This window comes from Pantoea sp. RSPAM1 (assembly GCF_038816185.1).
Lineage (GTDB): Bacteria > Pseudomonadota > Gammaproteobacteria > Enterobacterales > Enterobacteriaceae > Pantoea > Pantoea ananatis.
The window spans coordinates 30,834-54,608 of the sequence record NZ_CP046136.1 but is presented as its reverse complement, the minus strand read 5'-3'; the positions used below and the strand labels follow the sequence as shown (position 1 = coordinate 54,608).

The 23,775-nt window shown below is 56.5% G+C and carries 30 protein-coding genes and 1 pseudogene; 2 read left to right on the top strand and 29 right to left on the bottom strand.

Annotation, left to right across the window (positions count from 1 at the left end):
* Window positions 1-8: 8 nt before the first annotated feature.
* The 10 genes from GKC68_RS00330 to mobA form a co-directional block, all read right to left on the bottom strand.
* A complete protein-coding gene (locus GKC68_RS00330; RefSeq protein WP_342656073.1) occupies window positions 9-1,634 on the bottom strand; it encodes a PilN family type IVB pilus formation outer membrane protein in 1,626 nt (541 codons plus the stop codon).
* Complete coding sequence (locus tag GKC68_RS00325; RefSeq protein WP_324022284.1) at window positions 1,631-1,843, bottom strand: hypothetical protein; 213 nt, start codon at window positions 1,841-1,843, stop codon at window positions 1,631-1,633. Before GKC68_RS00325 ends, GKC68_RS00330 begins: the two co-directional genes overlap by 4 nt.
* A gap of 37 nt (window positions 1,844-1,880) precedes the next feature.
* Window positions 1,881-2,318: a type IV pilus biogenesis protein PilM gene (pilM, locus tag GKC68_RS00320; RefSeq protein WP_324022282.1), complete on the bottom strand. Its 438-nt coding sequence runs from the start codon at window positions 2,316-2,318 to the stop codon at window positions 1,881-1,883.
* Complete coding sequence (locus tag GKC68_RS00315; protein ID WP_342656072.1) at window positions 2,318-3,361, bottom strand: TcpQ domain-containing protein; 1,044 nt, start codon at window positions 3,359-3,361, stop codon at window positions 2,318-2,320. The genes pilM and GKC68_RS00315 overlap by 1 nt, the downstream gene beginning before the upstream one ends.
* A gap of 536 nt (window positions 3,362-3,897) precedes the next feature.
* Window positions 3,898-4,527 carry a hypothetical protein gene (locus GKC68_RS00310; RefSeq protein WP_342656071.1) on the bottom strand — a complete coding sequence of 210 codons (630 nt, stop codon included), beginning with the start codon at window positions 4,525-4,527 and terminating at the stop codon, window positions 3,898-3,900.
* Window positions 4,528-4,714: 187 nt separating this feature from the next.
* Window positions 4,715-5,149 carry an HNH endonuclease gene (locus GKC68_RS00305; protein WP_342656070.1) on the bottom strand — a complete coding sequence of 145 codons (435 nt, stop codon included), beginning with the start codon at window positions 5,147-5,149 and terminating at the stop codon, window positions 4,715-4,717.
* Between the two features lie 576 nt (window positions 5,150-5,725).
* Complete coding sequence (locus GKC68_RS00300) at window positions 5,726-5,941, bottom strand: TraY domain-containing protein (protein WP_342656069.1); 216 nt, start codon at window positions 5,939-5,941, stop codon at window positions 5,726-5,728.
* 187 nt (window positions 5,942-6,128) lie between these two features.
* Window positions 6,129-6,407: a TraJ protein gene (locus GKC68_RS00295; RefSeq protein WP_324022273.1), complete on the bottom strand. Its 279-nt coding sequence runs from the start codon at window positions 6,405-6,407 to the stop codon at window positions 6,129-6,131.
* A gap of 115 nt (window positions 6,408-6,522) precedes the next feature.
* Entirely contained in the window at window positions 6,523-8,484 is a 1,962-nt protein-coding gene (gene traI, locus GKC68_RS00290) for a TraI/MobA(P) family conjugative relaxase (RefSeq protein ID WP_342656068.1), read from the bottom strand.
* On the bottom strand, window positions 8,484-8,825 hold the full coding sequence (mobA, locus tag GKC68_RS00285; protein WP_342656067.1) for a plasmid mobilization protein MobA: 342 nt from the start codon (window positions 8,823-8,825) through the stop codon (window positions 8,484-8,486). Before mobA ends, traI begins: the two co-directional genes overlap by 1 nt.
* Before the next feature lie 241 nt (window positions 8,826-9,066).
* Here mobA and GKC68_RS00280 point away from each other — a divergent pair, with 241 nt between their 5' ends.
* Window positions 9,067-9,375, top strand: coding sequence for a hypothetical protein (locus GKC68_RS00280; protein WP_342656066.1), 309 nt, complete (start codon window positions 9,067-9,069; stop codon window positions 9,373-9,375).
* 67 nt (window positions 9,376-9,442) lie between these two features.
* Here the strand turns inward: GKC68_RS00280 and GKC68_RS00275 are convergent.
* The 10 genes and pseudogenes from GKC68_RS00275 to GKC68_RS00230 all read right to left on the bottom strand — a co-directional run bounded on the left by GKC68_RS00275 (window position 9,443) and on the right by GKC68_RS00230 (window position 16,945).
* Window positions 9,443-10,264, bottom strand: a pseudogene (locus GKC68_RS00275) (DUF932 domain-containing protein).
* A 67-nt stretch (window positions 10,265-10,331) separates the two neighbouring features.
* The gene (locus tag GKC68_RS00270; protein WP_342656065.1) at window positions 10,332-10,580 is read right to left on the bottom strand and encodes a hypothetical protein; all 249 of its coding nucleotides are present in this window, start codon (window positions 10,578-10,580) and stop codon (window positions 10,332-10,334) included.
* Between the two features lie 97 nt (window positions 10,581-10,677).
* Complete coding sequence (locus GKC68_RS00265; protein WP_272844154.1) at window positions 10,678-10,941, bottom strand: hypothetical protein; 264 nt, start codon at window positions 10,939-10,941, stop codon at window positions 10,678-10,680.
* A 798-nt stretch (window positions 10,942-11,739) separates the two neighbouring features.
* On the bottom strand, window positions 11,740-12,105 hold the full coding sequence (locus GKC68_RS00260) for a type II toxin-antitoxin system PemK/MazF family toxin (RefSeq protein WP_029571205.1): 366 nt from the start codon (window positions 12,103-12,105) through the stop codon (window positions 11,740-11,742).
* Window positions 12,105-12,377, bottom strand: a complete 273-nt coding sequence (locus GKC68_RS00255; RefSeq protein WP_210446510.1) for an antitoxin — start codon at window positions 12,375-12,377, stop codon at window positions 12,105-12,107. The genes GKC68_RS00260 and GKC68_RS00255 overlap by 1 nt, the downstream gene beginning before the upstream one ends.
* A gap of 139 nt (window positions 12,378-12,516) precedes the next feature.
* Window positions 12,517-12,834, bottom strand: coding sequence for a hypothetical protein (locus GKC68_RS00250; RefSeq protein WP_342656140.1), 318 nt, complete (start codon window positions 12,832-12,834; stop codon window positions 12,517-12,519).
* 73 nt (window positions 12,835-12,907) lie between these two features.
* The gene (locus tag GKC68_RS00245) at window positions 12,908-13,228 is read right to left on the bottom strand and encodes a hypothetical protein (protein ID WP_342656139.1); all 321 of its coding nucleotides are present in this window, start codon (window positions 13,226-13,228) and stop codon (window positions 12,908-12,910) included.
* A gap of 53 nt (window positions 13,229-13,281) precedes the next feature.
* Entirely contained in the window at window positions 13,282-13,881 is a 600-nt protein-coding gene (locus GKC68_RS00240) for a hypothetical protein (protein ID WP_342656138.1), read from the bottom strand.
* Between the two features lie 67 nt (window positions 13,882-13,948).
* On the bottom strand, window positions 13,949-14,212 hold the full coding sequence (locus GKC68_RS00235) for a DUF905 family protein (protein WP_324022258.1): 264 nt from the start codon (window positions 14,210-14,212) through the stop codon (window positions 13,949-13,951).
* Between the two features lie 744 nt (window positions 14,213-14,956).
* Window positions 14,957-16,945, bottom strand: a complete 1,989-nt coding sequence (locus tag GKC68_RS00230; protein ID WP_342656137.1) for a ParB/RepB/Spo0J family partition protein — start codon at window positions 16,943-16,945, stop codon at window positions 14,957-14,959.
* Between the two features lie 644 nt (window positions 16,946-17,589).
* Between GKC68_RS00230 and GKC68_RS00225 the strand changes: the two genes are divergently transcribed.
* Window positions 17,590-17,925, top strand: a complete 336-nt coding sequence (locus GKC68_RS00225; protein WP_342656136.1) for a nuclear transport factor 2 family protein — start codon at window positions 17,590-17,592, stop codon at window positions 17,923-17,925.
* 140 nt (window positions 17,926-18,065) lie between these two features.
* On the opposite strand, the gene GKC68_RS00220 is transcribed toward GKC68_RS00225, so the two are convergent.
* The 9 genes from GKC68_RS00220 to GKC68_RS00180 all read right to left on the bottom strand — a co-directional run bounded on the left by GKC68_RS00220 (window position 18,066) and on the right by GKC68_RS00180 (window position 23,543).
* The gene (locus GKC68_RS00220) at window positions 18,066-18,461 is read right to left on the bottom strand and encodes a DUF1380 family protein (RefSeq protein ID WP_088900976.1); all 396 of its coding nucleotides are present in this window, start codon (window positions 18,459-18,461) and stop codon (window positions 18,066-18,068) included.
* A gap of 54 nt (window positions 18,462-18,515) precedes the next feature.
* Window positions 18,516-18,938 carry a DUF1380 family protein gene (locus GKC68_RS00215; protein ID WP_342656135.1) on the bottom strand — a complete coding sequence of 141 codons (423 nt, stop codon included), beginning with the start codon at window positions 18,936-18,938 and terminating at the stop codon, window positions 18,516-18,518.
* Window positions 18,939-18,982: 44 nt separating this feature from the next.
* On the bottom strand, window positions 18,983-19,420 hold the full coding sequence (locus GKC68_RS00210) for an antirestriction protein (RefSeq protein WP_342656134.1): 438 nt from the start codon (window positions 19,418-19,420) through the stop codon (window positions 18,983-18,985).
* Window positions 19,421-19,881: 461 nt separating this feature from the next.
* The gene (locus tag GKC68_RS00205; protein WP_342656133.1) at window positions 19,882-20,112 is read right to left on the bottom strand and encodes a hypothetical protein; all 231 of its coding nucleotides are present in this window, start codon (window positions 20,110-20,112) and stop codon (window positions 19,882-19,884) included.
* 35 nt (window positions 20,113-20,147) lie between these two features.
* The gene (locus GKC68_RS00200; protein WP_342656132.1) at window positions 20,148-20,792 is read right to left on the bottom strand and encodes a DNA methyltransferase; all 645 of its coding nucleotides are present in this window, start codon (window positions 20,790-20,792) and stop codon (window positions 20,148-20,150) included.
* A gap of 327 nt (window positions 20,793-21,119) precedes the next feature.
* Entirely contained in the window at window positions 21,120-21,458 is a 339-nt protein-coding gene (locus tag GKC68_RS00195; RefSeq protein WP_342656131.1) for a hypothetical protein, read from the bottom strand.
* A complete protein-coding gene (locus tag GKC68_RS00190) occupies window positions 21,455-21,700 on the bottom strand; it encodes a hypothetical protein (RefSeq protein ID WP_324022238.1) in 246 nt (81 codons plus the stop codon). The genes GKC68_RS00195 and GKC68_RS00190 overlap by 4 nt, the downstream gene beginning before the upstream one ends.
* A 33-nt stretch (window positions 21,701-21,733) precedes the next feature.
* Complete coding sequence (locus tag GKC68_RS00185; RefSeq protein WP_342656143.1) at window positions 21,734-22,651, bottom strand: DUF1281 domain-containing protein; 918 nt, start codon at window positions 22,649-22,651, stop codon at window positions 21,734-21,736.
* 607 nt (window positions 22,652-23,258) lie between these two features.
* The gene (locus tag GKC68_RS00180; RefSeq protein WP_324022236.1) at window positions 23,259-23,543 is read right to left on the bottom strand and encodes a hypothetical protein; all 285 of its coding nucleotides are present in this window, start codon (window positions 23,541-23,543) and stop codon (window positions 23,259-23,261) included.
* Between the last annotated feature and the right edge of the window lie 232 nt (window positions 23,544-23,775).

Here is a 23,775-nt window from a genome sequence, read left to right as displayed (position 1 = left end):
ATGTCTCCTTAACCCAGCACCACAGGCGTAACGAGGATGATGAACATGCGTCGGCTGTCGTCGCCGCGCGCGCCACCGCCCAGACCAAAGAAGCTGTAGCTGCCTGTACCCTGGCGGTTGGCCGAGTCGCTCAGTTGCTCATAACCGCTCAGCACCAGTGTCTGGCCTGACTGCATAATGACGCGCTGAACAATCGTCTTAGGTGTGGTCCTGGCGAGTTGCGATTTTTGCGTTCCAGACGTGAAGTCCGTAAAAACGGGGTCTTCTGACATGCTGATGGAAAACTCCAGTTGCATCTTTGGCGAGTTCGGGAACAGCAGCGGCAGCGCTGTCATGTTAAAGCCGGTGGTGATAGTTTCTTTGGTAATGGAGGTACTGGTTCCGACGTTCGCCGTCTGACTGGTGCTGATGTTTGGTACGTAGTCCTGCTGTATGGCGTTCTGAACGGGAACAGCAGACAGGTTGGTGGTCAGCGCAGAAGCTGTTGTTACCACGCTGAGCTTCGCCTGCTCGTCCAGCGCTTTCAGGAACATCTGAGTACCCTGTCCCTTACCGTCCAGAATGGCCATGCCGCCGCTCAGCGCATCAGAGGCTGCCCCAGTGAACGGGCTGGTCAGGGACAGGCCGACACTGCCAGTGTTCAGTACCGCGTTCCAGTCGATACCCAGCTGGTTCTGGTGTCGGTTCACCACGCTGTAGACCTTGACCGAAATCATCACCTGCCGATTAAGCTCACGGTTACGATCGTCTATGTAGCGTCCAATGGCGTCCAGTACGCGCGGTGTATCGGTCACCGTCAGCACGCCGGCAGAGAGATTCTGACGCCCGGAGCCCGGCGTCAGCATCGACTTCACCGTGTTATCTACGTCTTTAAAGATGTTGGATTTAATGGTTGCTGTCGTGGTCTGACTGGTGCTGTTATCGCCAGTACTGTTCCCTCCGCTGGCGGTGGAGCTCGTGGTGCCACTCACCGTTTTCGATGCGAAGCTTGCGTCACTGTCCATGAAGTTAATGGCGAAGTTTCGGGTATCGAGCCAGAAAATCGCTATGTGGCCATATTCATAACGCCACGACAGCCCGAGACGCGTCGTAACGTTATCTAGCAGCCCACTCAGAGAGCCGTTCCAGTTGACGCCCCGAAGGCCTCCTTCACTCTGGGGGACAGCGACAGGGCGAGTACCGACCTGTCCCATAGAGGCCAGAGGGACCATTCCACTCGCGTCAGGAGACGGCAGCGGGCCGCTTATTTTCTCTGTCTTACCGCCTGAATCACTGCTGCCTGCCAGAGTGGCCTGAGCGTCTGGAGTGACAACTACAGGGATACGGCACTGATCGGTTATGAATGAACTGACATAGGCCAGAGAAACCATGCCTGGTCTGTTAATCCTGACCACACACGGTGGAAGTTCTGACCGCTGGCCAGCGACTCCGCCAAGCGGAACCGGATTGATCCACTGTGAGGAGATTTCCCGCACGACCTGACCGCTGTCCAGTGCGCGCTTGTACGAATCGGCCTGCGCCTCATGAACTGCTGCTCTTTTTTGAGTTGCATCTACCCGCTCAAGCGTACTGCATCCACTGACGAGAAAGCACAATGCCACCGTGAGCAACGTGAATTGCTTTAAAGGTTTCATGACTGTTTAGCCCTGATAGAGTTGGAAAACTTAGCTGTATCAATTGCGTTCGCCTGAATTGCCTGAATTCGCTTCAGCGTCGCCAGCCCGTTACAGCCAATACTCGAGGTATGTATAAGATGCCCGGACAGCACTGCATCCAGAGCCTCCAGATACATGTCGGCGTGTCGAGATACAGGGGCATCTGCCCTGTTGAGAACTTGATTCATGAGGAACTCCGGAAGCCGCATCGCAGCCTTGAGGAAATTAGTTAACCCATACCACGCTGGATTCGGCTATCGCGTCTGGGACACTGATTTGCATATCGATACCGTTGCTGTCCAGTAACCGACGCGATGCAACGCGTCCGACAAGGGCAGACTGGCGGGTTTGGGTAAGTAGCGCGGACATCAGTCCGGGTTGGCCGGCTCGCCAGACAAAAGTCCTGCCGCCGTAGATAAAGTTGTTAAGGCCCGGGACGCTGTTCCAGCCAGTAAGCTGAGCATCGCTGACACTTTGATTGTCTGCGCCGGGATTATCGTAGCGCCAGTCATTGATACGGTTCATGTATCGCACCATCTGCGTGGCCTGAATGCTCAGCGTCTGATCCTGAATCTGTCCTGCCTGCTGAACAGCCCGCTGCTCTGTTGACGGACCAAAAGCAAACCACCCTGCAAACAGAACAAGCAGCCAGTACATGATCATCAATGCACCTCCTTATCGTCCACGGACACCACGCACTGCTCTGAACGCGTTCCTGCGTACAGAGGAACTTTTGCGGTGCCATAAAGCGTGAAGAGTCCATTCAGCATTTCACGGAAACTTCCGTCAAAACTGAGTGGTGCATCTATCCGGTAATTCACCGGCGTGGCCCATGCAACTGTCCAGTATTTGATACCAGGAACACTGCAGGGCTCACTGGCCGCTTTACTGAAAAGCCAGTCCTTCAGTGTGACACCAGGTTCTATCTGCCAGTGACGAACGGGAACTGGTGCTTTGGCTGGCATTACCGGCGCTTTGACCAGCTCGTTCGGCGCGCCTGGCTTCGATGCAGTGGTTGTTTTTTCCGCAGCCTGATCATCATGGAACGGGTTACGTCCTCTTACCGGCTTTCTGCCAGGCTTAGCAGATACAGCAACACCCTTTATCGGTGGAGAAGCTGGCGGCACTGCAGGAGAGATAACTTTTCCAGCGGACTGAGCATGTTGCACGGCTTCGATGGTAATAGTTTTATTTTTTGCATTTATCGTCGCTTTCAGTCCGCGAGATGCCAGCATTTTGTTGACGACGAATGGCCAGCGATCGTTGCCGGTCCATTGCCAGAGCTCCGGTGTGTCAGGTTTAACATCCGGACTGAATTCCACCTTATTTTCTGACGGTACAATTTTCCTGAGTGCAGTCCTCAGCGTTGGTGCCGCGCCATTCAGCCTGACAAAACCGTCTGACTGAACTGGTGCGGGCTGTTTCTGAGGGTGCGCCTTTGGAAAGATACTGCTTTTCGGATCTGAAGTTCCGACCAGACTTGAAGGCCCCGGAAGCGCAGAAGATAAAGATGAAGCAGACTGAGGTCGAATAGCTGTGGGGCCGGTCTGATATACACGATACTGCATCGCCATAATGTCAGCAGAACTACGTGTGAGCAGACCGTCAACCACATTGCCTGATGGAGTGCCGGGAACAGTGGTTGGCGAAGCACAGCCGGCCAGCAGCAGAGCCGATAGCAGCCCTGCCCGTTCGGTAAATGACATAGTGAAGACTCCGGATAGCAGGGAAGATACGGCTTGCTGGAAATGACAGGTAAACTGGTCGCCACTACCGTAGTGGCCACGCCCATGCCCTTGGGTGCACGTCGCGTTGTTGCCGCTGATAACCGGTGCGCGTCTGGCCGTCGCGCTGCTTTACCGGCACACCTTCTTCTACTTTATTAACCCTCACCAGCGTGTGGTGCAGTTCGTACCTGCATCTGGCTCCCTCGGGGGACTCGGGGCAGCCTCATGACGGCTGCACTGGCTCATCCGGCCACGGTCTGACCGTGCTACTGCTTCATGGGGTGCCACTCCGTGTTGAAAAGGGTGTCATGGTGCCGGGTGCCTCCCGGTGTCCCGTGTAAACCAGCAAACCCGGGACGGTGACTTCAGACTTGACGTAAAGTGAGTTTTCGCTGCTGGTTTTCCCGCGTGCGCTGGCCGCATTCACCACAACGCACAGACCACTGTTACCAGCGGGCTGTGCGTTGCAGAAATTATCGAAATCAGTGGCCGGAACAAAATCCGGCCCAGGTGTATTACAAGAGGTTAGCCTGAATGATCCAGATAATGTAACTGCCATCAGATAAGGGCTGCATGTTGAGGATCTCACTTCCATTAATGACCAACACCTGCCCCGCGCTGGCCAGAGTCTCAAAATTACCATTTGCCGGAGCATCAGCACGAAGGGATAAACGAACCAGTCCGGTAAAAGGTTGAGGATTCCATGACTGGCGCAAGTTTTTAATGGTGAGAACGGCGCTGTAATTCCCGGCTAAAGAACTAATGGCCAGAGGCAACGGATGACCGGACAGTGTAACAGCCTTCCAGTCGAGCCTCTGTTGAAGCGAACCGAGATGCTCAATATTGTCTATAAAGGTGTGTCCCGCTCCAGGGGAGATGACAGTCGGACCTCCCGTGCTTCCCGGGCCATAGAAAACAGGAGAAGACTGTAGTTTAGAAAGTGAGGCAAGCATATCGATCTGCGCTTTGAGATCAGAAGGCTTAAACTGCCATACGGCCACATTTACGTTGATGCAGTCACCGCAGATAATCGTACCCGGAACGGGTACAGCGCTTTGGTTAAGCGGGGTATCACTGGCAAAGCTGTCAGCTGGCAAAAAAAGACTGAATGACAGGAACAGACCAGCCATTAGAAGTGGTTTCATGATGGTTTCCTTAAAGCAGATTACTCGCGCTTAATGGAGTTGCTGAGGGCCGACGGACAGCGTGATATAAGGTCCTCCGGCATCTCTGTTTTTCCTTTGTCAGAACAGGTTGACCGGGAGGCGGGAAAATCCGGATGGCATTTTCGGAGCGCCCGACGAAGGGACGCACGCAGGAACACAGAGCGTTTCATAAGCTGTTACCGACGGTCCCCGTAACAGTCAACACAGGGCGATGCTCTCTTGAAAACCCGCTATCGCCAACGGTGACCTCTGACGCTTTGTCGGCTTCCGGTTTTCGCGACGGGTCGCAGCGCTGAAACCAGAATTCAACCTTTTTAGTCTGCTGACTTACCAGTCCGAAGTGCATCGCCGTCCGGAAGTTGATACTGTGACGCAGCGCCTTTTCTACCTGTTCAGCGAGCAACGCCCTGAATTCTTCAGGTGAGGCATTCCCTTTTATTTTCCGACATAGTGTACAGACAGGAACAACCCCTTCTTCAACAAACTCTTTACCGATTGATTCTGCATGCCAGCCCTGAGCGGGAAGTGATGCCCCGCAGTAAGCGCAGCATCCCTTAAATTGCTGCCGAAGCGCTTTGCGCTTTGTTTTTGAAAGATGCATGTATCACCCCGTTAATTACGCCCGCGTCCCCGGGCGCTCGCTTAATTAAACGTTTAAGACTTTCCGGGCTGACCCACTCGCGAGAGTGGGCCGGCACAGACTGCTCTGTGTCACTGTGCGTTTTGTGAATTGAAACCGTCAGGGCTGCCCGTTCACGACCGCACACAAGTGCAGGGCTAATCTTCTCCAGATACAGGTTATGCCCGGCGGAACGCGCCGGGGCCTGATGCAGTAAAACTGCACCGGTCGAACTGGATACATCGAATTTGTACGTAGGGGTATAACGGTTACGCTTCACTGTTCCGACTTTGCGCGGTGCCCGCCAGTAATGCTGTAAACTCGTTTCTCTGCAGCTTTACTGTTTTCCCGACGTAGTGCAGGCCATGACGTAGCCTCCGGACATCTTCCGCGCACCGGTACAGCATGCCGGCAAGAGAGGACCCTGAGGTCAGGAATATAAAAGCGGGCACATTGTTAAAGAGCAGATGATATTCCAGGCAAAACGATGCCCTGCGCATGCGCGCATATATTCAGTCAAAAATGGGGGCCGGCAATAATACGTGCCGGCTGGAAGTTTTATTTAATAATGGTTTCGCTGCTGTCAGCGTTGAACCGGCGCCCTGGTGTGGCGAGGTCAGTAAAAGACTTAAGATGGTCTTCAAGGCGCACAAGCGCCTCTTTTGTATTACTGCGACCGGAACGGTCTGCGGCCTGGCACAGAATAGCGGTTACCTCTGGGGAGAGGCGCAGCAGGACTTTAATTCCCTTTTCTTTATTAACGTGTGCAGGCATCTGTGTTCTTCCGTTACTGAATGTATAGATTGTGTAAGCAATGGAAGCATTAAATAAGATTGGTCCTAAAAAGAAAACCCCCCTAAAAAGGGGGGTAGTTATTTATGTCATTGTAAAATAAGAAAAAGCGTTATGAAAAAATTTCTATCTAACTTAAAAAACTTCTGTTTCTCTACACTATTCTGATTTAAGGCAAATTATTTCCATATATAAAAAACGAAATACTCATCATTACCCGGAGTATCGCTACACCCCTGAGTAGTTTCATATTATCTGCCCGCAGACGTTTCTGAGCTGCAACTAAAGAGTCTTTGACGGTGTCAACTGTGACATTACGATATTCTGCTATTTCCTCAGCTGACCATGATGAAAATACAAGCATACATACATGTGCGGCCTGTATTTCAGTCAGTTCAGGAAAAAACTTGCTCAGATGTGAAAAAGCACTAAGATCCTCGGCAGCCATAGCAGCCTCCTACTCAGGTTGTTAAGGTTAGCTGGTTGTACAGGCCTTCAACCCTGTGCAATCAGCGCTAAATAATTTGGTTTATCAATTATTTAATTTTCTCTGCTCGCCCCCCTTATGGACGCTGTAAATCTCTTTTTGAAATGCGCACGTTTTCATCATCTTTAAATTGCGGCTCGGCCTGTTTCAGTTCAGGCTGCACATTCTGATTTCGCAGGCTGTCTTCCGTGGCATGAACGCTGGCCATCAGCGTAGGATCACTGACTTTAAATTCTCGTCCGTCACGTTTAGTGATGTTTCTCACCACGCCGGAATACAGCACACGGTTCACAGCTTTCTGCTCACCCGTCAGCACAGTGCTCTCTCCGCTGCGCCAGGCTGTAAGCTCAGCAGCAAGATCATTGTTAAAGCGATCAGACTTGCTGTCAGGCGCTGGGTAAATCTCGACCCTGTCACCAAAGTCGGTTACGGCTGGCTTACCGTCGCGCAGATAGCTGACTGTGCCGTCTTGCAGTACTCGCGTTTCATGTTCGCTGGACTTAAACGAAGGAACATTGTCACCCGGGCCGAAATGAATAACGGCATTCGGTTCTGGCCACGCACTTCCCTGCTTACGCGCGGCACGTTTCTCGCGATAAGCCCAGCCGCGCATCTGACTGAGCGCTGCCGCATCTCCTTTTATCGCTTCGCGCTCAACCCATGACTTCCAGCTCAGCGGTCTGTTCGCCCCGGTTTCACTGAGTGCCTGACGCTCCTCACGCAGCTGCAGGCGAAGTTCAGCCATCGCCTTCATCTTTTCAAACTCAGCAACACGGTACATCAGTTTACGCATCAGCGGATCCCTAACGGTATTTCGAACGCTGGCTTTAACTGCCACACAGTGCGCCGCAATCTGACGGAAACGTTCGCCCGCTCGCAGGTCCGGCTTCTCCCATCCGCTGCGGTAGGCATCATAGCGTGCGCGGAGGATGTCACGTGCGACAGCACGAGCTTCACGTCGTTCGCGACGTGCTTCCTGATCGCGCACATGCAGCTGCGGCATGTAGCAGGTTTGCATATGAAGAATACCGTCCTCGGGACGTTCCGGATTGCTGACTGGCGGCGCGGGCTGAAATTCACCGTGCTTTCTGACCATCGCCGTCAGGCTGATATCCGGATGCACATCGGATGCCTTCACGCTGACGCTTTCAGGATGAAGCAGATCATAAACCGCCAGCCCGCCGTTCTGCTCCCGCAGGCCCAGCCCTCTGGAATAGAGAATATTATGCAGGCGGTCCCAGCTCAGTGTGTCCTGCTCAACTGCGTCGGACAAAGACTGACGGGTTTCGCGTACGGCATAGCCGTGCAGACTTTCTTTGTCTGAAAAGATTTCGCGTTTTGCAGCACCACGCGGAGCAGAAGGCATCTCGCGACGGGTGCGGTGAAGCTCACCAGTCTCATCCATATGCCAGCTGCCGTTATCAACTTTGAAACCAAACTCACGCTCAAGCACGCGGCAGCATTTTTGCAGCGTGTCGGCATCGTTCCACATGTTTTGCGCAGTAAACGTGTTGGGGTGTACGCGGTTTGCTGAGACATGGCAGTGCAGGTTATCAGTATCTCGATGAATAGCAGCAACATACTGATGTTCTTCCATACCAAGCTGCTTAAGACAATAGCGGACGGAACTGAACACGGCGTCAGGCGATGGGTCTTCATCGTCCTGCCAGGAAAGAATAAAGTGATAGACCGCGTCTTTGCAGTGACGGTTCTGTGACGCTGTAAGATTCATCTCTGACGCGGCAGTGTCTAGCGAGAAGCAGTTTGTTTCACACAGCACTTCACCAGAGAGTACGCGCTGAGTGCCCTCTGGTGAAATGCTGATAATCTGTGGAGCCGCAGCAACACTTTTTCGACCGACGTAGTCGACCAGCTGACCGAAACCCGGCGTGGAAACGTACTCAGTACTGGCATCATGAACCACTTCACGCGTTGCGGCTTCCGTTGGTTTTTTTTCATCGCGCGTGCTCACGTAGTCAACCAGCTTCTTAAAGCTGGTCTTCTTATCGCGGCGCTTCGGCGGGATAATCACGTTCATCAGTCTTTCATTTCCTCTACGGGGACAGGCGTCATATCCAGCGAATTAATGGCGTCCCTGATACTGGTCAGCACCTCAGAAAACTGAAGACTCAGTTCGGTCGTCATGTTCGTTTGCATTTGTGTGTACAGATGCTTCTGCAGACCGCCGAGGCGTAGCAGCTCGTTCATCATTCGAATGTCGGTGCGAACGGTAATGCGGCGGTTGAGCGCGGAACGGCGCAGGTATTCAGATGTCGTCAGCCCTGCTGCATTGGCCTTCCTGTTGATGGCCTCGTATTCAGCATCGGTGCAACGACATTTAACCAACTTTTCCCTCTGACGCTTTTCACTTTTCGACATAGCTCAACCTTGGCACTTAACCCGGGTCTCGGGGCGGAGCCCTGAGCAGGTCGTTTTGGGAATCACTGCCAGCGTGCTGGCGGTGGTCACAAAACATTTCCTGTCCCGTCTTTGAATTTCATTACTGTATTTTGGCACTTTAATCGCCAGAAGTAAATTGGCGTCATGAGAGGTGGAAGCTGGAAATTTCCATCATTACGGGGCAGAATCACCTTTTTTGATGTTTCCACTGGAGGGTGTTATGGCTACACAGCAGTTTTTTACACAAGAGCAGATTGATGAGGCAAAATCCAGGCTGGAAAATCTGCCAGATTTGTCACCAAAGCGTATTACCAGAAATGAAGTGCTGGAAAGTCTCCGTGGCACCATTCTGATGCTGGCGAAAGAAAAAGGCTACAACGCAAAAGACATCAAGTCGGCACTGGATGAAATGCAGTTTGGTTTCAGCGAAAGGGCAATTTCTGATGTTCTGAAAGACAACGGAAAAGGAAAAAAACAGCCGCGTGACAGAAAGGTAAAAAGTACGGTGACAGGTACAATTACTGAATAGCATTACACGGTAACGTGGTCAGATAACAGATATAAAAAAAGGGGCTTTTTTAGCCCCTTTGTGCAAATCAGGATTTAAGCTCTTTCATTTTTTCGGCAAGGGACCACAGAAAACGGTTGTTTTTTATGTCGCCGTCAATGCCGTTTATCGCGCGGGTTTTTGTCACTGCTCCCTTCGCGGTCCGGCTACGTAATCCACCACGTATAATATTTTCCTGTGTTCGCTGATAAACAGTCCAGAGGTCATTCGGATTGTCTGCCTTACGGCGGGCCTGCAAAACTGAATCAGCAGTGACCGGAATATGCTGGTCGTCATAACGAAACTCCAGCGCCGTTTCGGCAAAGGCTACCTGTTCACGATAATCAAGCGGGATAAGCTTCATTTCGTCGCGTGAATGTTCAAGCGCCTCGAACCGGTTAAGGATGTCATAAGCCCCCTCAACCACCTGACTGATAATGTCACCTTTATGCGGCACACGGATTTCGCCATACACTTCTCCGCACACCATGCCGTTGGAACAGATGCTGCGAAACTGTCCGGGTATCATCTGATAGCTACTGCTGCCGTCATGGCTGTTCAGCAGAATAATTTCCGAGACTTCTGAGGCAGGAATCTGATCACGACGACGCAGGCGCAGCAGATGTTTAGCATGACCGACACGTCCCTGATCGCGTACGCGCTGCTGGCATGCATAGAACGGCTCGAAACCTTCTTTACGCAGGCGTGTCAGAATGTGGCTTGTAGGAATCTAGGTGTAGCGGTCACTGCGGGAGTCATGTTTGTCTTCAGAAAACACGCTGGGAACAAACTGGCGAAGCTCATCATCAGTCAGTGGGCGGTCGCGGAGAATGCTGTTTGCAGAACGAAAACCATTAAATAAACGGGCCATAATTATCACACTCCGGATTTGAGATTATCGTTTAATGCCGCCCCGTTCAGGGACGGCAGGCAATCAGTCAGGCAACAGCCCGGTGGATCTCCAGCGAACGGAGAAACTGTCCCCATTCACTGCTGCTCATGGCAGGCACACGGACGGCTCTGCCCTTACGGACGCAGTGCGCTACATGACGGACACGCGCACGCATTTCATCCGGAATCTCACGCACATCCGGATCGGTGTGACGATGGCGCGTATGAGATGATTTCCCGCCGGGCTTTACATATCCGGCGGAGGGTGTGATGATGCTGCGGTCAGCAGTTTTCATGATTTACTCCTTATTGCTGTTGACGTTCCGGACGGTCATTTGGTCGTGGCGTCCGGGGTGAACGGGCGGAATTTCCGCCCTTTTTCTTTGCTACCTGTCAGACCTGACGACGGATAACGGTGTAACCGATATCAAATTCGTAGACGGCAACCGGCCAGCCATCGCGCATATAAACCTTCCGTGCGTCCGGTTCTTCTGTCGGCTCATCAAACGCCTCCAGCCCGTTAAAATCGTTACTCGCAAGACCAGACGGTCCCAGAAATTCGCCGTGCGTCCATACGTAATCGCACAGGTCCATAAAGGCATCGACGGGCAAATCCTGCGTGTCCGGGATGCAGGGGGCTGATACGTTTTTCATCATGAAGTCCTCATGCTGTGAGAATCGGATTGTGCAGCGCGCTGCGGTATGTCCGGAGGGCTGCGGGTGCCGAAAAAGACTTCCTCTGACGCGGCTTTTTTCTTTTTCCGGTCTGGCCTTTCGCGGCGAAGGGCAGAGTTGCGACGACGAAGAGAGGGCATAAAGGGGCGACGACAAAAATTTTCCGGTCTGGCCTTTCGCGGCGAAGGGCAGAGTTGCGACGACGAAGAGAGGGCATAAAGGGGCGACGACAAAAAGTTTTTGCCGCTCACGGCGAAAAGTTTTTGGCGGCGTACATTTCACCCCTTTCTGCACGAACCGGCGGTGCTACGACAGGCCCTCCGCGCAAGGCACGGCCGGAACAGCGGGAAAGACGTCAGAAGGGGAATTTACAGCCCGCCACGCGGGCTGGCCACAGAGCCACGGCGGCCCTTTGCCGGGGCGGTGAAAGCGACGGCGCCAGCCGTCAGCAGCCGTTGACGTTGACCTTCGCCATCAGACTCTACACGAACCCGCCTGCGGGTTCGGCGGAGCTTGGCGGCTCTGCCGCCCTAGCGGAGTGAGGCTGACGACTGCCCGCCAGGGCAGGAGCCGAAGGGGGCCATGGCCCTGCCCGTGAAGTGGCTTTTAAAAGAGGAACAGAAAAGGAAAGTCAGAAGGAACACGGATACCAGGAAACGGATTACTTTGATGTGCACAAAAACGGATAAGGCCGGTGCGGAAGCACCGGCGCTGTCCGGCCCTTGCGTTTTTTGTTGCGGAGCTGCGCCGCGCAGAATGCAGAAAGTGAAACCGCGCCTTTCAGCGCGGGTCGATTAAATCCACGACCATCGACAGGATCTCGTCCATGATGTGGGGAGCCACCTTTGTGCTGTAAGTGGCCTTACGGGCAGCCAGGTCGAGCGAACGTAACTGATAGCAAAGTGCAACACCCGTCACCTTACCCGATTCGGTGCTGTCTCCGTCTAACCAGACCGTCACGGACTGCGCGCGCGCGGCCCCGCCGCCACTCGTTATCGGTATACATACCGCCGTTCCCAGCGCCGCAACAAGCTCCCTGGGAGAAATCACAAGGTAATAGTGCGGTCCTTTAAACTCCTTTCCCTCAACCGGATCGCCGTTAACGTGCCAGATTTCACCTTTCTGCGGGATTCTGCGCGATACCATCAGATAAACTCCCTTCCCTGTGGTCTCTCATTCGCGCCGTCGCTGATTTCGTCGTTAAGCTGGCGGATTACATCCTGGTCAATCCCTGCCAGTAGCTGCGCCACCGTCTTACGGCCACGGGCAACGCGACCTGACGGACGAATACTCACGGCATCCCCGTCTGCGGTAACGTCCAGCAGTGTGCCAACGCTCCAGCCTGCTCTGGCTGCAATGTCGCTTGGAATGGTCAGCACAACCGCCCCGCCCTGCTGCCTCAGTTTTGTTACTGTCATACGCCCTCCGGTGTGTGTAACTTTGTCACACTTATAATAGCACAGTGTGAAACAAAGTCACACTTTATCGGCGATTAAATCTCCTGTTTTTCGTTCAGATATAACGCGTAAGTATTCAGATGATGCACACATTTCCCTTTCAGAAATCAGACTGAAGCATCGTTTTGAGATCCTTTTTTGCCGACCGGCAGAGATAATCACCGAGGCCATCAGGCTGTGTTCGCACCAGTCTGAGCGCCTCTGACCACGCCTGGACGGATGCAAGGGGCAGCCTGGGTCGGGCCAGTGTCCAGTCCGTCACGGTTCCGGTGATCTCACTGGCTAAACGCCACAGCGTGCCCAGCATCAGTTCCTCCCGGTCTTCCTCATCCGGCTGGCTCACAAGTTCGCGCAGGAAACTGAGACATGCCTTAATTTCTTTGAATCTTTGTTCTGTGTAGCTCAGTGATGTGTTCATGATCGCCTGTCTCCGAAAGCAGTATTAACGCTGTGCCTGTCACGCGGTTACATGGCCCGCGCAGGCTGGTGCGCTACGCGTCCTGTTCATCCTGCCAGTGACGGCTGGCCGTCAGCAGCATTTCGCAGAGCGGCATGCCGGTTTCACTGCACAAATGCATCAGGTCAGTGAGGAAACCGACAATAACGGTTTCGGCAGATTCGCCGTCGGTATTCTGTCCGGTATAGCGGGCGAACGCAGTCAGAGCGGCAGCGGCAGCGCCTGCACGGCTGGCATTGTCTGCATCAAACGGCAGGCGATCCGTCACCTGATCTGCCAGGCAGGATAAATCGGCAACGTTCAGGGTTTCAGCCGCTCTCAGGGTGTGGCATTCAGGTAATGAAAGAGTATGCATGTGACGTACCTCATTCGTGTCAGAACGGGCCGGACGTGTCCGGCCCCGTTTTATCAGATAATGACTTTGCGGTTATAAGTGGCTTTCCAGTCGGTGTACTCTTTGCAGTCACGCAGCGGATCAAGCGCCGTCAGGTTTTCAGCCAGGCCATTCATGACAAGAACCCGCTCAACCGCCGAAAACCAGTCTTCATTCTCACCGACAGGAAACCACAGGTTGCTGTTAACGCCGCTCAGCAGAGGATGCGAGCAGAAATGAATCCCCCTTCCGCCGAGCCTGGTCATACAGCCGGTAACGATAACTGACGCTCTGACGTTTTCTGTCATGGCACTACGGGCAAGCGCCTCTGCAACGTCATTCCAGCACCATTCCTCATCCCCCTGGACGGGCAGCGGAAGTTCAATCATCCGGAGCGCCATGCCTCCGGCGCGGGCAGACTGACGGGCAATATCGACAACGGAGGGTTCATTAGCGCCTGCATCGGCACTGGTCACAAAATGACCATGGTGATAAAACGCCTCATCGCCGTTATCGAGCTGGATAAAGCAGTACGCCCCCATAACCCGTGCAATATCGGCCTGCGAAACCGGCGGAAATAACGTTGAAGCGGTAACGACGGGCAGCAGTTTTTCACTGTGCTGGTTCTCTGACATGGTGTGTTCTCCCGAATGATGATTCTGGTCGGGCCTGGCTGAATAACCGCTCAGCCAGGCCTGTTTTTCAGCGCCTGACGCCGTATTCCCTGATGTAGGTCGTAAGGCCGAATCCGGCCTCAGCTTCAAAATTCCACGCCCGCCAGATAAGCCCGCCCTGCGCATCGCGGATAACCAACTGAAAGTGCGTACCCGCGTCGTTCTCGATGAAAACGTTGCGGTATGCGCTCACCAGAGCGCTGGCGGTCTGACGGCCAAACGGGCCGGATGGCAGCCCCACAGAAGGTTTCTGATCGGCTTTGCCGCTGTAAGGGGGAACGGTGGTATTCACGGGCTTTACTCCTTTTATTTGCCTGAAAATTCCGGCACCCGAAGCGCTGGCAGAGCAGCCGACCGGATGCGGGCCGAAAAAAGGCTTCCTCTGACGCGGCTTTTTTCTTTTCCGGTCTGGCCTTTCGCGGCGAAGGGCAGAGTTGCGACGACGAAGAGAGGGCATAAAGGGGCGACGACAAAAAGTTTTTGCGGCCCCTGGCGAAAAGTTTTTGGCGGCGTACATTTCACCCCTTTCTGCCCGAACCGGCGGTGCTACGACAGGCCCTCCGCGCAAGGCATGACCGAAACAGCGGGAAAGACGTCAGAAGGGGAATTTGCAGCCCGCAACCGCGGGCTGGCCACAGAGCCACGGCGGCTTTTTGCCGGGGCGGTTAAAGCACCGGCGACAGCCGGTTGCAGCCGTTGCGTCAGGATGGAAACCCGCTGGACCGGAACCGGAACGGGGCCGGTCCCGGGCAGAGACGGCCTGCCGGCTCTGTGCGAAGCATGACAGCCGCCCGGACGCCCGGGGTAAAAGCATTTGACCTGCGTGTTACGGGCGAAAGGGGCAATTCAGGCCACCTGTTCACCTTAACCAGCCTGAAAAAATGGTGGTGAACGGCATTATGATGAATACCGTTATCAGAAAAGGGTGTGGTGGCCGCGCCGTCAGGCGCGGGGCTTCCCGCACCGCCGCCGCAGGCGGCAGGGTTTCCCGCCGGAGCCAGAAGGTGCGCGGGCTTCCCTGCCCTGCACTCTGCTGTCAGTCGTGTTTAGTGGCGCTTTCGCTGTCGGTATCCGGCAGCGGGGCACTGAGCCATTCAGGCAGCCAGCGGGAATCCGCTAAGGTCTGCGCCGCCAGTTCAGCAGCGTCTCCTTTTTTCATCTTTTCTGCCCCTCTGGCCAGATCGCCGCGCCCTGTGGCCTCCAGAGCATCGGCAGTCTGCGCCTTGCTCATGCGTCCGAAGAACGCCGCATCCGGTTGCCACCAGTCGCGAAGGTGGAAGAACAGCGCCGCCTCGGTGGCATCAAGCGCACTGGCGGGTGTGTAACCATTTACGCGAACCTGTTCACCGTCGAGTGACGATGCCACGCAGAACGCCAGCAGGCGTTTCAGCGTATCGTGGGGCAGCGCAGCAAGCAGGGTGAAATCGAGTTTCCACCCCTCCGGCAGCAGTTCACGTAACGCCCCTTCTTCGTGTTGCATTTCGCGGTATCCCCGCCCGTCTGTTCCGGTATGGGCCTGAGCGGACATGGCTCCGGTTCGGGGATTCAGCGTAATACTGACGGGGGAATGGCCCAGCCCGCTTCCCCCGAAGACCTGTCGGCACAACGTCCAGGTGAGCAGCGTCAGGGCAGTGTCAGGCTGCTGGAAAAGCGATGCCTGGACGGCAAGGGTGCGCTCACAGGACATTGACCTGACCAGTGCCGCAGAATACGCCTCAACGCCTTTTTCAGGCGGCGCAGCCTGACCACTGTCTGCCGTGCTGTCATCGGTTCCGTCTTCCTCAGTTTCTGTCTGCTGGTCAGCAACCAGGGCCAGACCCCGCTGGATGACTACCTCACCGTCATCCAGAGAGACAACGATCCAGCTACGGGCCTTATCCTCTGTACGCCAGCCGCGCGTGATTGCGGTTGCAGTCAGAGCCGCGAGTTCCTCATACGCCGCCTGTTCATCCTCATCAGTATCAAATCCGTTATTTTCAATGACAAACTCAAGCTGTGCCACGCGCTCTGCTTCTTCTGCGGAAAACTGCGGCGGCGGCTCCGGCAGGAAACACCAGGTGTCACGATCAGTCCAGGTCTTCACCTGAGACAGCCGCGCTTCGGCAAACCCCCATCCTTCACGTCCGCGCACGTCTTCCGCAATGACACGAAGCTTTTCAAGCGCCAGCTTTTCCGTGAGCAGCGCATCAGCCCAGCCGCCCTCATCATCGCTGAATAAATCCTCATGCACGGCCCCTCCCGCCGTCTCGTAAGCCTCCCGCCCCACAAACTTAAACAGCGCACTGGTTGTACGAATGTCGGTGTCCGTAGCGAGGCGCTTCAGCATCTCAGGAGACGGCAGGCTGCCGCCGTAAACCTTTGCCACCGCTGTTTCCCAAATCTGATCCTGCCGCTCAGGCGTTCCGGCAAGCGTGAGCGCCTGACAGTGGGCGACCGTAATGCGGTCCTCACGCAGCAGGCACATCAGCGCGGGAGAGAGGTCAGCCAGTTTGAGGCAGCGTCTGACATGCGCCACGCTGAACCCCAGCAGGTCGGCCACCTGTCCTTCACTGCGGCCTTCTTCAGTAAGCGCGCGGAAGTTAACGATCTGTTCGGAAACGTGCATGTCGCGGCGTTTGCCGTTCTCGGTCATGGATACCACCCGCGCCATGTCCTCCGGCACCATCAGGACGGGCAGAGGCCGATCGGCTGGCCAGCGCCCTTCGGCTGTCAGTAACATCACCGCTTTCATTCGTCCACCGCCTGCGCAGATACCGGTTTTGCCGTCAGGCATCGTGTGGCCTGCAAGGTTCTGAAGCAGTCCGACACGGGCAATGGAGTCAGCAAGCTCACGGATTTCGCTGTCCGTATGCGCCATATTACGGGCCTGATGCGGCGACAGGGTAAGCTGGTCCAGTGCGTGCATGACGGTGGCGGCATTCTCCAGTACCGCCTCCACGCTGGCGCGGGGGGCTGTGGCTTTTTTACCGCCCTTTTTTACAGCGGGTTTCGTGGTGGTTTCCGGCATAGTTTCGTGTACTGACATGGCATATCCCCTTTCAGGTTTTAAAAAATCATCACCCGGTGAGTTTCTCCGCCGCGGTGTTGACCTGTGAGCTGAACGGCTGTGGTTTCCTGTGGTGTTTCATCACCCGGTTGAGATCCCACGCCGCAGGGGCGTTAACTGGCGCGGTCCAACGCAGACCGACCAGGACAGCGGGACATTATTTCCGGCTTCATGGAAAAAATGTCCACGCTGTTTATTCCATCCTGGACGGCAAGGCGGACCGTGGCTGTATCAGCCCCGGTGTGGGCGTAAACCGGCATGATGAAAGAGGGAATGAGGCGGACAGCACCGCAGTGCCGGCCGCGCGGAGAAACGCAGCGGCAGGGCACTGCGCATAAGAGCCCTGGCGGTATTTTGCCAGGGCGGTGAAAGCACCGGCGACAGCCGGTTGCAGCCGTTGCGTCAGGATGGAAACCCGCTGGACCGGAACCGGAACGGGGCCGGTCCCGGGCAGAGACGGCTCGCCGGCTCTGTGCGAAGCATGACAGCCGCCCGGACGCCCGGGGTAAAGGACCTTTACCTGAAAAACTGCGGCGGACTGAAAAAGATGTTGTTAAATGGCTCCCTAAAGTGAATATTAATTCCAATAAAAAGCATATAAATTCACAAAGGAGAGATTCAGCATGTCAGTCACCCGTCCCATTGCTGCTCAGTTTGAGGCTTACAATGCCCATGATATCGACGCTTTCATGGCCTGCTTTGCTGATGATTTTAAGGGCTACCGTATGCCTGCCGAAACGCCCTCAACACAGGGAAAACCGGCGCTGCGTGATTTCTACATCAACAACCGTTTCAACAATCCCGCGCTCAGAGCGGAACTGATTTCCAGAACGGTGCTGGGGAATAAAGTGTTCGATCATGAATTTATTCACGGCCTGTCACCCTCTCCGCTTGAGAGCATTGCCGTTTTTGAAATCAGCGATGGCCTCATCTCAACCGCCTGGTTCTATTTTCCCTGAGCCTCTGCACGCTGCCGGAATCAGCAGTACGGCGGGAAGCGCGCCGCCAGGCGCGTCTTCTGCCGTTCTGCCGCCGCAGGCGGCGGGGTTTTCGCCCGGGCTAAAATGGGCGGCGGGCTTCCCTGCCCTGCTCCTCGCCGTTACTGGTTTATGGCGTGATAAGCGCGCCTGAGCGCTTCCTCAATGGCGCTGGGATCTTCATCGCCCCCCGTGTTCAGTAAGCGCTCAGTGGCCTCGGCCAGAACAGCGAGATCTGAGGCGGCAATTGTCACCGGCCGGTTACGCCGAGAGGCGGCGTGCCGGACGCCACTGGCGATAAACCTAAGCGTTTCAGCGCCCACGCCGGCTTCGTGCTGTGCATCCCTGTCCCATGTGGCGATGTCGCACACGATTTCGGCGGCGGTTTCCTCCGTGATGTGCTCTTCGCTGAGTACCTTCATCACGTCCTCTTTACGCCAGATAATCAGCGTGATTTTTTCCTCGCCCTGAAATTCGGTTTTCAGGCGGTGGTAAAGCTGGCTGACGGTTCCGTACATTTTTTGGCTCCTTATCGGGGGCGGCTGCGCCGCCCCCGCGCGGTCACTGGGTTGTTATTTGTCTGCCTGCGCTCTCAGCGCGGCACTGACATGAAAAAGCGCCTGTGTTTCGTGCGGATACAGCCGCGCGGCCGCCCCATCGCCGCTCTGTGCGTCCTTAAGGCGCATAAAATCCCACGCCACCCTGAGCGCAATTTCGAGCGCGGCGGCGGGCACCGTCACTTCGCGGGCCTGCCTCTCTTCCTCACGGATGTTATCCAGTACCGCCTGGAGCGTTTCCAGGCTCACGCCATATTCGTGCTGATCGCTGATCCCGTCGATTTGCTGCAAAATTTCGTTAGCGGTTTCGTCGGTGATCTGTGCGCTATCCAGCACGTCCCTCACGTCCTCTTTCGTCCAGATAATCAGCGTCATGAGTTCGTCGGATTTGTAGCCCTGGCGCAGTTGCTCACAAATTTCGTTAACGGTTCCGTACATGGTGTTTTCCTCTGTAGAGGGCGGCTCTGCCGCCCCGTGGGTGATCAGTTCAGGGCGCAGAAAATCGCGGCGGCTTCGGGATGGGTTTTCACAAACTCCATCAACTGGCGGTGACGCTGGCAGAAGTGCGCACACAGTTCCTCGTCGTCGTGACGGTCGTAGAGCCAGCTACGGTGATTCAGTACCAGCGCCGTGATGATGATCCCCGCTGCGTCGGCGCTGATTTCCAGTTCCGTCCAGTGGTAAGGGTTTGAATACATGTAGCATTCTTCCCCTTCGGGCTTCATGTAGCCCCCGCCGCCTGCCAGTTGTACGAAGTCCCATACCGTGCCGTCATAGTTGGCCAGATAGCGGCTGGCATAGAGGTAAACGTTGTTTTCAGCCTGCGCGTAGTCGTGGCCGAACAGGGAAGGCAGAAAACGCAGGTTGACAAAATCTGCCAGGACGGACGCTGGCGTGTAAACATAGGGTTGTGTGTTCATCAGACATCTCCGCAGTCAAAGGGGGTTACAGTTCCGGCCTGTGCCGTGCCTGAATGACAGCCCGACGAAAAGCGGAGTGATCAGGAGCGACGACGAGGCCGCAGCGCAAGCGAGCGGAGCCGTGATTACGCACGGCGCTGAAGCGAAAACTGAGCGGAAGCGCGACGGAAGTAAGCGCGGCGGAGGGAGTGCGAACGGGGGAGGAGTCGAGCGGAGCGATCTCTTGATCACGCAGCGGTCGGGCTAAAGTGAAGGCACGGCACCGGCCGCAGACCGCACGGACCGGGTTTTCTGCCCTGTCCCGCCGCAAGGCGGCATAAAGCGGCGCGCAGCAACATCCTTATCCCCTGTTGTCCACAGCCCGGGTGCATATCCGGTCCGTAACCCTGTGGATAAAAGCGCAGCGGCGGCAGTATCCGCGATGTAAAAAGGAGTGGTCACTAAATGACCACTCCGGTATGTCAGTTCAGGTGCTTGCGCATCAGGGCGGCCCGCCGGTAAAGCTCCAGGAGCTGCAAATCCATGTCCTCAATCAGTACGCCCGCCATTTTCTGCGCCGGCGAGGCGCCGCAGTACAGGTTGCGCTTTACCATGTCCCGCAGCCGCAAATGAAACTCGTAAAGCGATTCCTCCAGGTCGTTCACGTCGTCGGTGAGCTGAGTCAGTTCCGTATTCAGTGTCTGGTCTGTCATGGTGCTGTCCTTCTGATCGGGTTAAGGGGAATAAATCAGGCGGCCCGGGCGGCGCGCAGTTCGCCGAGACGACGCAGGCCGGCAGCGTGGTACTGCTCCAGCAGTTCGATACCGATCCAGCGGCGCCCGCTCTGATCCGCGGCGACGCAGGTCGAGCCTGAGCCGGCAAAGGGGTCCAGGACCAGATCGCCGGGCTTCGTGAAGGTTTCGATGAGCGGCCGCAGCACGCTCACCGGCTTTTCGGTCGGATGGTGACGGTTGCCCGTGTACTGCCAGGGCATCACGTCGGGCAGCGGGTTTGCCGGCAGCGGCGGGCGCCCTTTGGCCAGCAGATAGGCGCTCTCGTGCTGATACCCGACAAAGGCCGATTTCGAGGCGTAGGTTTTGGTGAAAACGAGGTGCCCGACGACGCGGAAGCCTGCCGCCTTCCAGGCCTGCATAAAGATGTCAACGCGGTTCCAGCCGTAAAAACTCACTGCCAGGCTGTTGTTTTTGAGTACGCGGAACATCTGCCGGCTCGCCGGCAGCACCCACTCATCGTTAACGTCGTTGGCGATCGAACGGCCGGACCGGTCCCTGAAGCCGACGAGATACGGCGGATCGGTGAGAATGAAATCAATGCTGTTATCCGGAAAGCCGGACATGATCTGTACGCTGTCGCCACGCATGAATCGGGACATAGTTATGCTCCTCAGTCTCAGGGGGCACCCCTGTGGTGCCGTGACCACCACAAAGACGGGCGAAAAGCGGAGCAGGCAGGGGCGACACCGGAAGCCGCACGCGCCGCCGGAGCGGACTGAATGTCCCGCGCACGGCGGGGAACGGGTGAGGATGGCGGCGAAGCTTCCCTTGCAGGCGAAGCGGCCCGGCTACAGTGAGGGCACGGCACTTTGCCTCTGCCGGTTTCCGGCCGGAGGACGGGAAGCGGCATAAAAGCGGAGCGAAGCGACTTACTCATGGTTGTCTGAAGGCGATGCCGCCGGTCGGGGCGGCATCGGGTTGAAAGGTCAGGGCCGGTAATCTTCCCACCGGCAGTCGCTGCGGTCACAGATGACGGGTGCAGCTGGCGTGCCGCTCACCCCCCACTCATCAAGGAAGCGCAGGCCGGTCAGTGTGTCGGCCTCGCGGTCATCGAGCAGAACGATGCTTTTGAGCCAGACGTTGCCCCGATCAAACTGCCAGTAGCAGCCCTGTGAGCAGACGGGCTGCTCCGGTGGCCACCAGTTTTCACCCATCCGCTCGCACGCCGCCTCAGCCAGAGCGAAGTCACTCCCCCGGAGCAGCATGTGATACTCGTGCGAGGTGCTGCCCACCTCTTCCTGCCAGCTGACAAGCCAGATATTCATTCTTCCTCCCTCCGCGCCCGGATGTGCTCAGCACACTCGCGCATGAATGCCCAGCTGAGGCTCAGGTCGGCATCAAAGGTTCCATCCGCCAGTTCAATGGCTGCCGTTATCTCATCCGGGGTCAGGTCTGAGTCGATGTCTTCAAAGTCATCCGCCACCCAGAGATGGGCAACGCAGGGTGTGTCCGGCGCGAAACGCGCCAGGTCGGCCATCAGTCCGGCAATGGTGAGTTCTCTTTTCATGGTGTTTACGGCGGGTTTCCCCGCCGCCTCCTGTCAGCCGCCGTAGTGCCCGACGTTGTTCACAATCCAGTCCGGGCCGGTTACGCAGGCGAAACCGTCCTCATCCTCTTCACTCCACTCCAGCGAACTGCTCAGGCTGTCCGTCAGTAACCCTCCGGCATACGCGTCACAGCCACAGAAGTCGCAGCCGCTTTCGGCGTACCAGTGCTCAGTGGCCACACCGAACCGCTCACTGAGGGCCGCAAATACGCGGCCCTCCGGGGGAGACCAGGGGGTGTCAAAGTCCACCTCCAGAAACTCCGGCCCGCCGTCATTCATCTCCAGCGCGTAACCGCAGGGCCACTTCACACCGTACCGGGCGATGTAGAATTCGTAACCACCCGGCACACCGGCCAGCAGCCCGCCGTTAAAGCCGTTGATTTCCACATCGAGACGCGTCGGCAGCAGCAGGCGCATGTCAAATTCCGCAGTGCCTTCACCGTCATCACTGCATATCCGGTTCCAGCATCCGCTGAGGCCCGTGCCGCTCAGCCCCGCCCAGTCAAAATGCTTTTTCCGCCAGATGTCGGCCATCACCGTCTGCGTATCACCGTCCAGCGACTCCCACGTCCGGCTGCTGATGCCGGTGGCCAGCCACAGGTCGTGCAGCCGTTCGCAGGTTTCTTCCGTCAGTTCCGCGCCGTCACGCAGCTGCGCCAGCCACTCCGTAAACGCGGCGTTTTCCGGAGTGTGCTCTCCCCGCCCCGCCGCCGTCAGCGCCGGATAAGGCGCATACGTCTCATCCGTCACCGGACGCAGCAGCCCGGCGCAGCCCGCCAGAAACAGCTGGATGCCCTGCGCTTCCGCCCGCGCGTAGAGAGGGCGCACCTCTCCCCGCATCAGCGCCCGCACCTTACTCACGTTCTCCGCCAGGCCGGTCACACGCAGCCTGTTTGCACACCAGTTCGGCATGATTTGCTCCTCAGTCAGTGGTTGCACGGCCTCACCTGCGCCGTGCCGCCACAGCAGCCGGGCGAAAAGCGGAGCAGTCAGGGGCGGACGCGCAAGCCGCACGCGCCGCCGGAGCGGACTGAATGTCCCGCGCACGGCGGGGAACGGGTGAGCAGGACGAGCGCCAGCGGTCCTTGACTGCGCAGCGGCCCGGCTAACGTGAAGGCACGGTGCAGGCCTGAAAAAAGAGAAAGAGAGAGAAATGCGTCAGAGGGAGACGGTAGAGCCCGGCGTCAGGCGAAGCCGCCACGCCGGTGAAAAGCGGAGCGAAGCGACGGCCTTGAAACGAAAAAAAACCGCCCGGAGGCGGTCTGCTGAGATCTGAAACAGTGGGGGGGTAATCCGGGGGCGGAAAGCGGTGATGGGCAGGGGGCGTCAAGCGCCCGGTGAGAGTGATTCTGCTGCTGCGGCCATCCTCAGACTGCCAGTGCCGTCACGCTTACGTCACGTCCTGCATGGTAATATGCGGATGCTACACACACTATTAACGATGAACTCCGCGCCTCAGCGCACTTGCCTGGCCTGATTCCACCTCTGGCCGGGTTCTTTTTTTTCACCCACGCGCCCGTCAGACCCTGCCCCGCTGGAGTTCAAGCGTGGTCAGCGCCAGCGTCAGCACCTTCTGCCGGTGCTGGTTATCGCTCAGCTCCGCATAAAACAAATCGTCACGCAGGCATTCCGTCAGCGTGTCGTGGTTCACCTCATAGCCTGACTGAAAGATGCGACCTGCAGCCGTGCGCACCGCATCACGCACGTCGGCAAACACCACCATAGAGTTGTGAATGTCTTTCATCAGCTCACGCTCATCGCGAAATCTTTCACGCCGCGTCTGCCCGGAACGGGATGCACTCATCGCAAAGCCCTGTCTGTTTTTTGCACAGGCACACAGCATGCTCCGGCGAGCCCCTGCTGTCCACCGGGTTCTTTATGAGGTCGGGGCAGGCTGGAGGTATCCGACACTGAATTTTTCGGCTCTCCAGTGCGCTTACATAATCCTGCCCTTAAAACGTGAGCTGGCCACGCACGCCGCAGTACACGGCTGAGGCGTACCGCAGCGGAGCGAGGAACGAACAGCCGTGTCGGGG

Excerpts from the sequence above, each read along its gene's own strand:
- GKC68_RS00330 (WP_342656073.1), bottom strand. The coding sequence starts at position 1,634 with ATGAAACCTTTAAAGCAATTCACGTTGCTCACGGTGGCATTGTGCTTT.
- GKC68_RS00325 (WP_324022284.1), bottom strand. The coding sequence starts at position 1,843 with ATGAATCAAGTTCTCAACAGGGCAGATGCCCCTGTATCTCGACACGCC.
- pilM (WP_324022282.1), bottom strand. The coding sequence starts at position 2,318 with ATGATCATGTACTGGCTGCTTGTTCTGTTTGCAGGGTGGTTTGCTTTT.
- GKC68_RS00315 (WP_342656072.1), bottom strand. The coding sequence starts at position 3,361 with ATGTCATTTACCGAACGGGCAGGGCTGCTATCGGCTCTGCTGCTGGCC.
- GKC68_RS00310 (WP_342656071.1), bottom strand. The coding sequence starts at position 4,527 with ATGAAACCACTTCTAATGGCTGGTCTGTTCCTGTCATTCAGTCTTTTT.
- GKC68_RS00305 (WP_342656070.1), bottom strand. The coding sequence starts at position 5,149 with ATGCATCTTTCAAAAACAAAGCGCAAAGCGCTTCGGCAGCAATTTAAG.
- GKC68_RS00300 (WP_342656069.1), bottom strand. The coding sequence starts at position 5,941 with ATGCCTGCACACGTTAATAAAGAAAAGGGAATTAAAGTCCTGCTGCGC.
- GKC68_RS00295 (WP_324022273.1), bottom strand. The coding sequence starts at position 6,407 with ATGGCTGCCGAGGATCTTAGTGCTTTTTCACATCTGAGCAAGTTTTTT.
- traI (WP_342656068.1), bottom strand. The coding sequence starts at position 8,484 with ATGAACGTGATTATCCCGCCGAAGCGCCGCGATAAGAAGACCAGCTTT.
- mobA (WP_342656067.1), bottom strand. The coding sequence starts at position 8,825 with ATGTCGAAAAGTGAAAAGCGTCAGAGGGAAAAGTTGGTTAAATGTCGT.
- GKC68_RS00280 (WP_342656066.1), top strand. The coding sequence starts at position 9,067 with ATGGCTACACAGCAGTTTTTTACACAAGAGCAGATTGATGAGGCAAAA.
- GKC68_RS00270 (WP_342656065.1), bottom strand. The coding sequence starts at position 10,580 with ATGAAAACTGCTGACCGCAGCATCATCACACCCTCCGCCGGATATGTA.
- GKC68_RS00265 (WP_272844154.1), bottom strand. The coding sequence starts at position 10,941 with ATGATGAAAAACGTATCAGCCCCCTGCATCCCGGACACGCAGGATTTG.
- GKC68_RS00260 (WP_029571205.1), bottom strand. The coding sequence starts at position 12,105 with ATGGTATCGCGCAGAATCCCGCAGAAAGGTGAAATCTGGCACGTTAAC.
- GKC68_RS00255 (WP_210446510.1), bottom strand. The coding sequence starts at position 12,377 with ATGACAGTAACAAAACTGAGGCAGCAGGGCGGGGCGGTTGTGCTGACC.
- GKC68_RS00250 (WP_342656140.1), bottom strand. The coding sequence starts at position 12,834 with ATGAACACATCACTGAGCTACACAGAACAAAGATTCAAAGAAATTAAG.
- GKC68_RS00245 (WP_342656139.1), bottom strand. The coding sequence starts at position 13,228 with ATGCATACTCTTTCATTACCTGAATGCCACACCCTGAGAGCGGCTGAA.
- GKC68_RS00240 (WP_342656138.1), bottom strand. The coding sequence starts at position 13,881 with ATGTCAGAGAACCAGCACAGTGAAAAACTGCTGCCCGTCGTTACCGCT.
- GKC68_RS00230 (WP_342656137.1), bottom strand. The coding sequence starts at position 16,945 with ATGTCAGTACACGAAACTATGCCGGAAACCACCACGAAACCCGCTGTA.
- GKC68_RS00225 (WP_342656136.1), top strand. The coding sequence starts at position 17,590 with ATGTCAGTCACCCGTCCCATTGCTGCTCAGTTTGAGGCTTACAATGCC.
- GKC68_RS00220 (WP_088900976.1), bottom strand. The coding sequence starts at position 18,461 with ATGTACGGAACCGTCAGCCAGCTTTACCACCGCCTGAAAACCGAATTT.
- GKC68_RS00215 (WP_342656135.1), bottom strand. The coding sequence starts at position 18,938 with ATGTACGGAACCGTTAACGAAATTTGTGAGCAACTGCGCCAGGGCTAC.
- GKC68_RS00210 (WP_342656134.1), bottom strand. The coding sequence starts at position 19,420 with ATGAACACACAACCCTATGTTTACACGCCAGCGTCCGTCCTGGCAGAT.
- GKC68_RS00205 (WP_342656133.1), bottom strand. The coding sequence starts at position 20,112 with ATGACAGACCAGACACTGAATACGGAACTGACTCAGCTCACCGACGAC.
- GKC68_RS00200 (WP_342656132.1), bottom strand. The coding sequence starts at position 20,792 with ATGTCCCGATTCATGCGTGGCGACAGCGTACAGATCATGTCCGGCTTT.
- GKC68_RS00195 (WP_342656131.1), bottom strand. The coding sequence starts at position 21,458 with ATGAATATCTGGCTTGTCAGCTGGCAGGAAGAGGTGGGCAGCACCTCG.
- GKC68_RS00190 (WP_324022238.1), bottom strand. The coding sequence starts at position 21,700 with ATGAAAAGAGAACTCACCATTGCCGGACTGATGGCCGACCTGGCGCGT.
- GKC68_RS00185 (WP_342656143.1), bottom strand. The coding sequence starts at position 22,651 with ATGCCGAACTGGTGTGCAAACAGGCTGCGTGTGACCGGCCTGGCGGAG.
- GKC68_RS00180 (WP_324022236.1), bottom strand. The coding sequence starts at position 23,543 with ATGAGTGCATCCCGTTCCGGGCAGACGCGGCGTGAAAGATTTCGCGAT.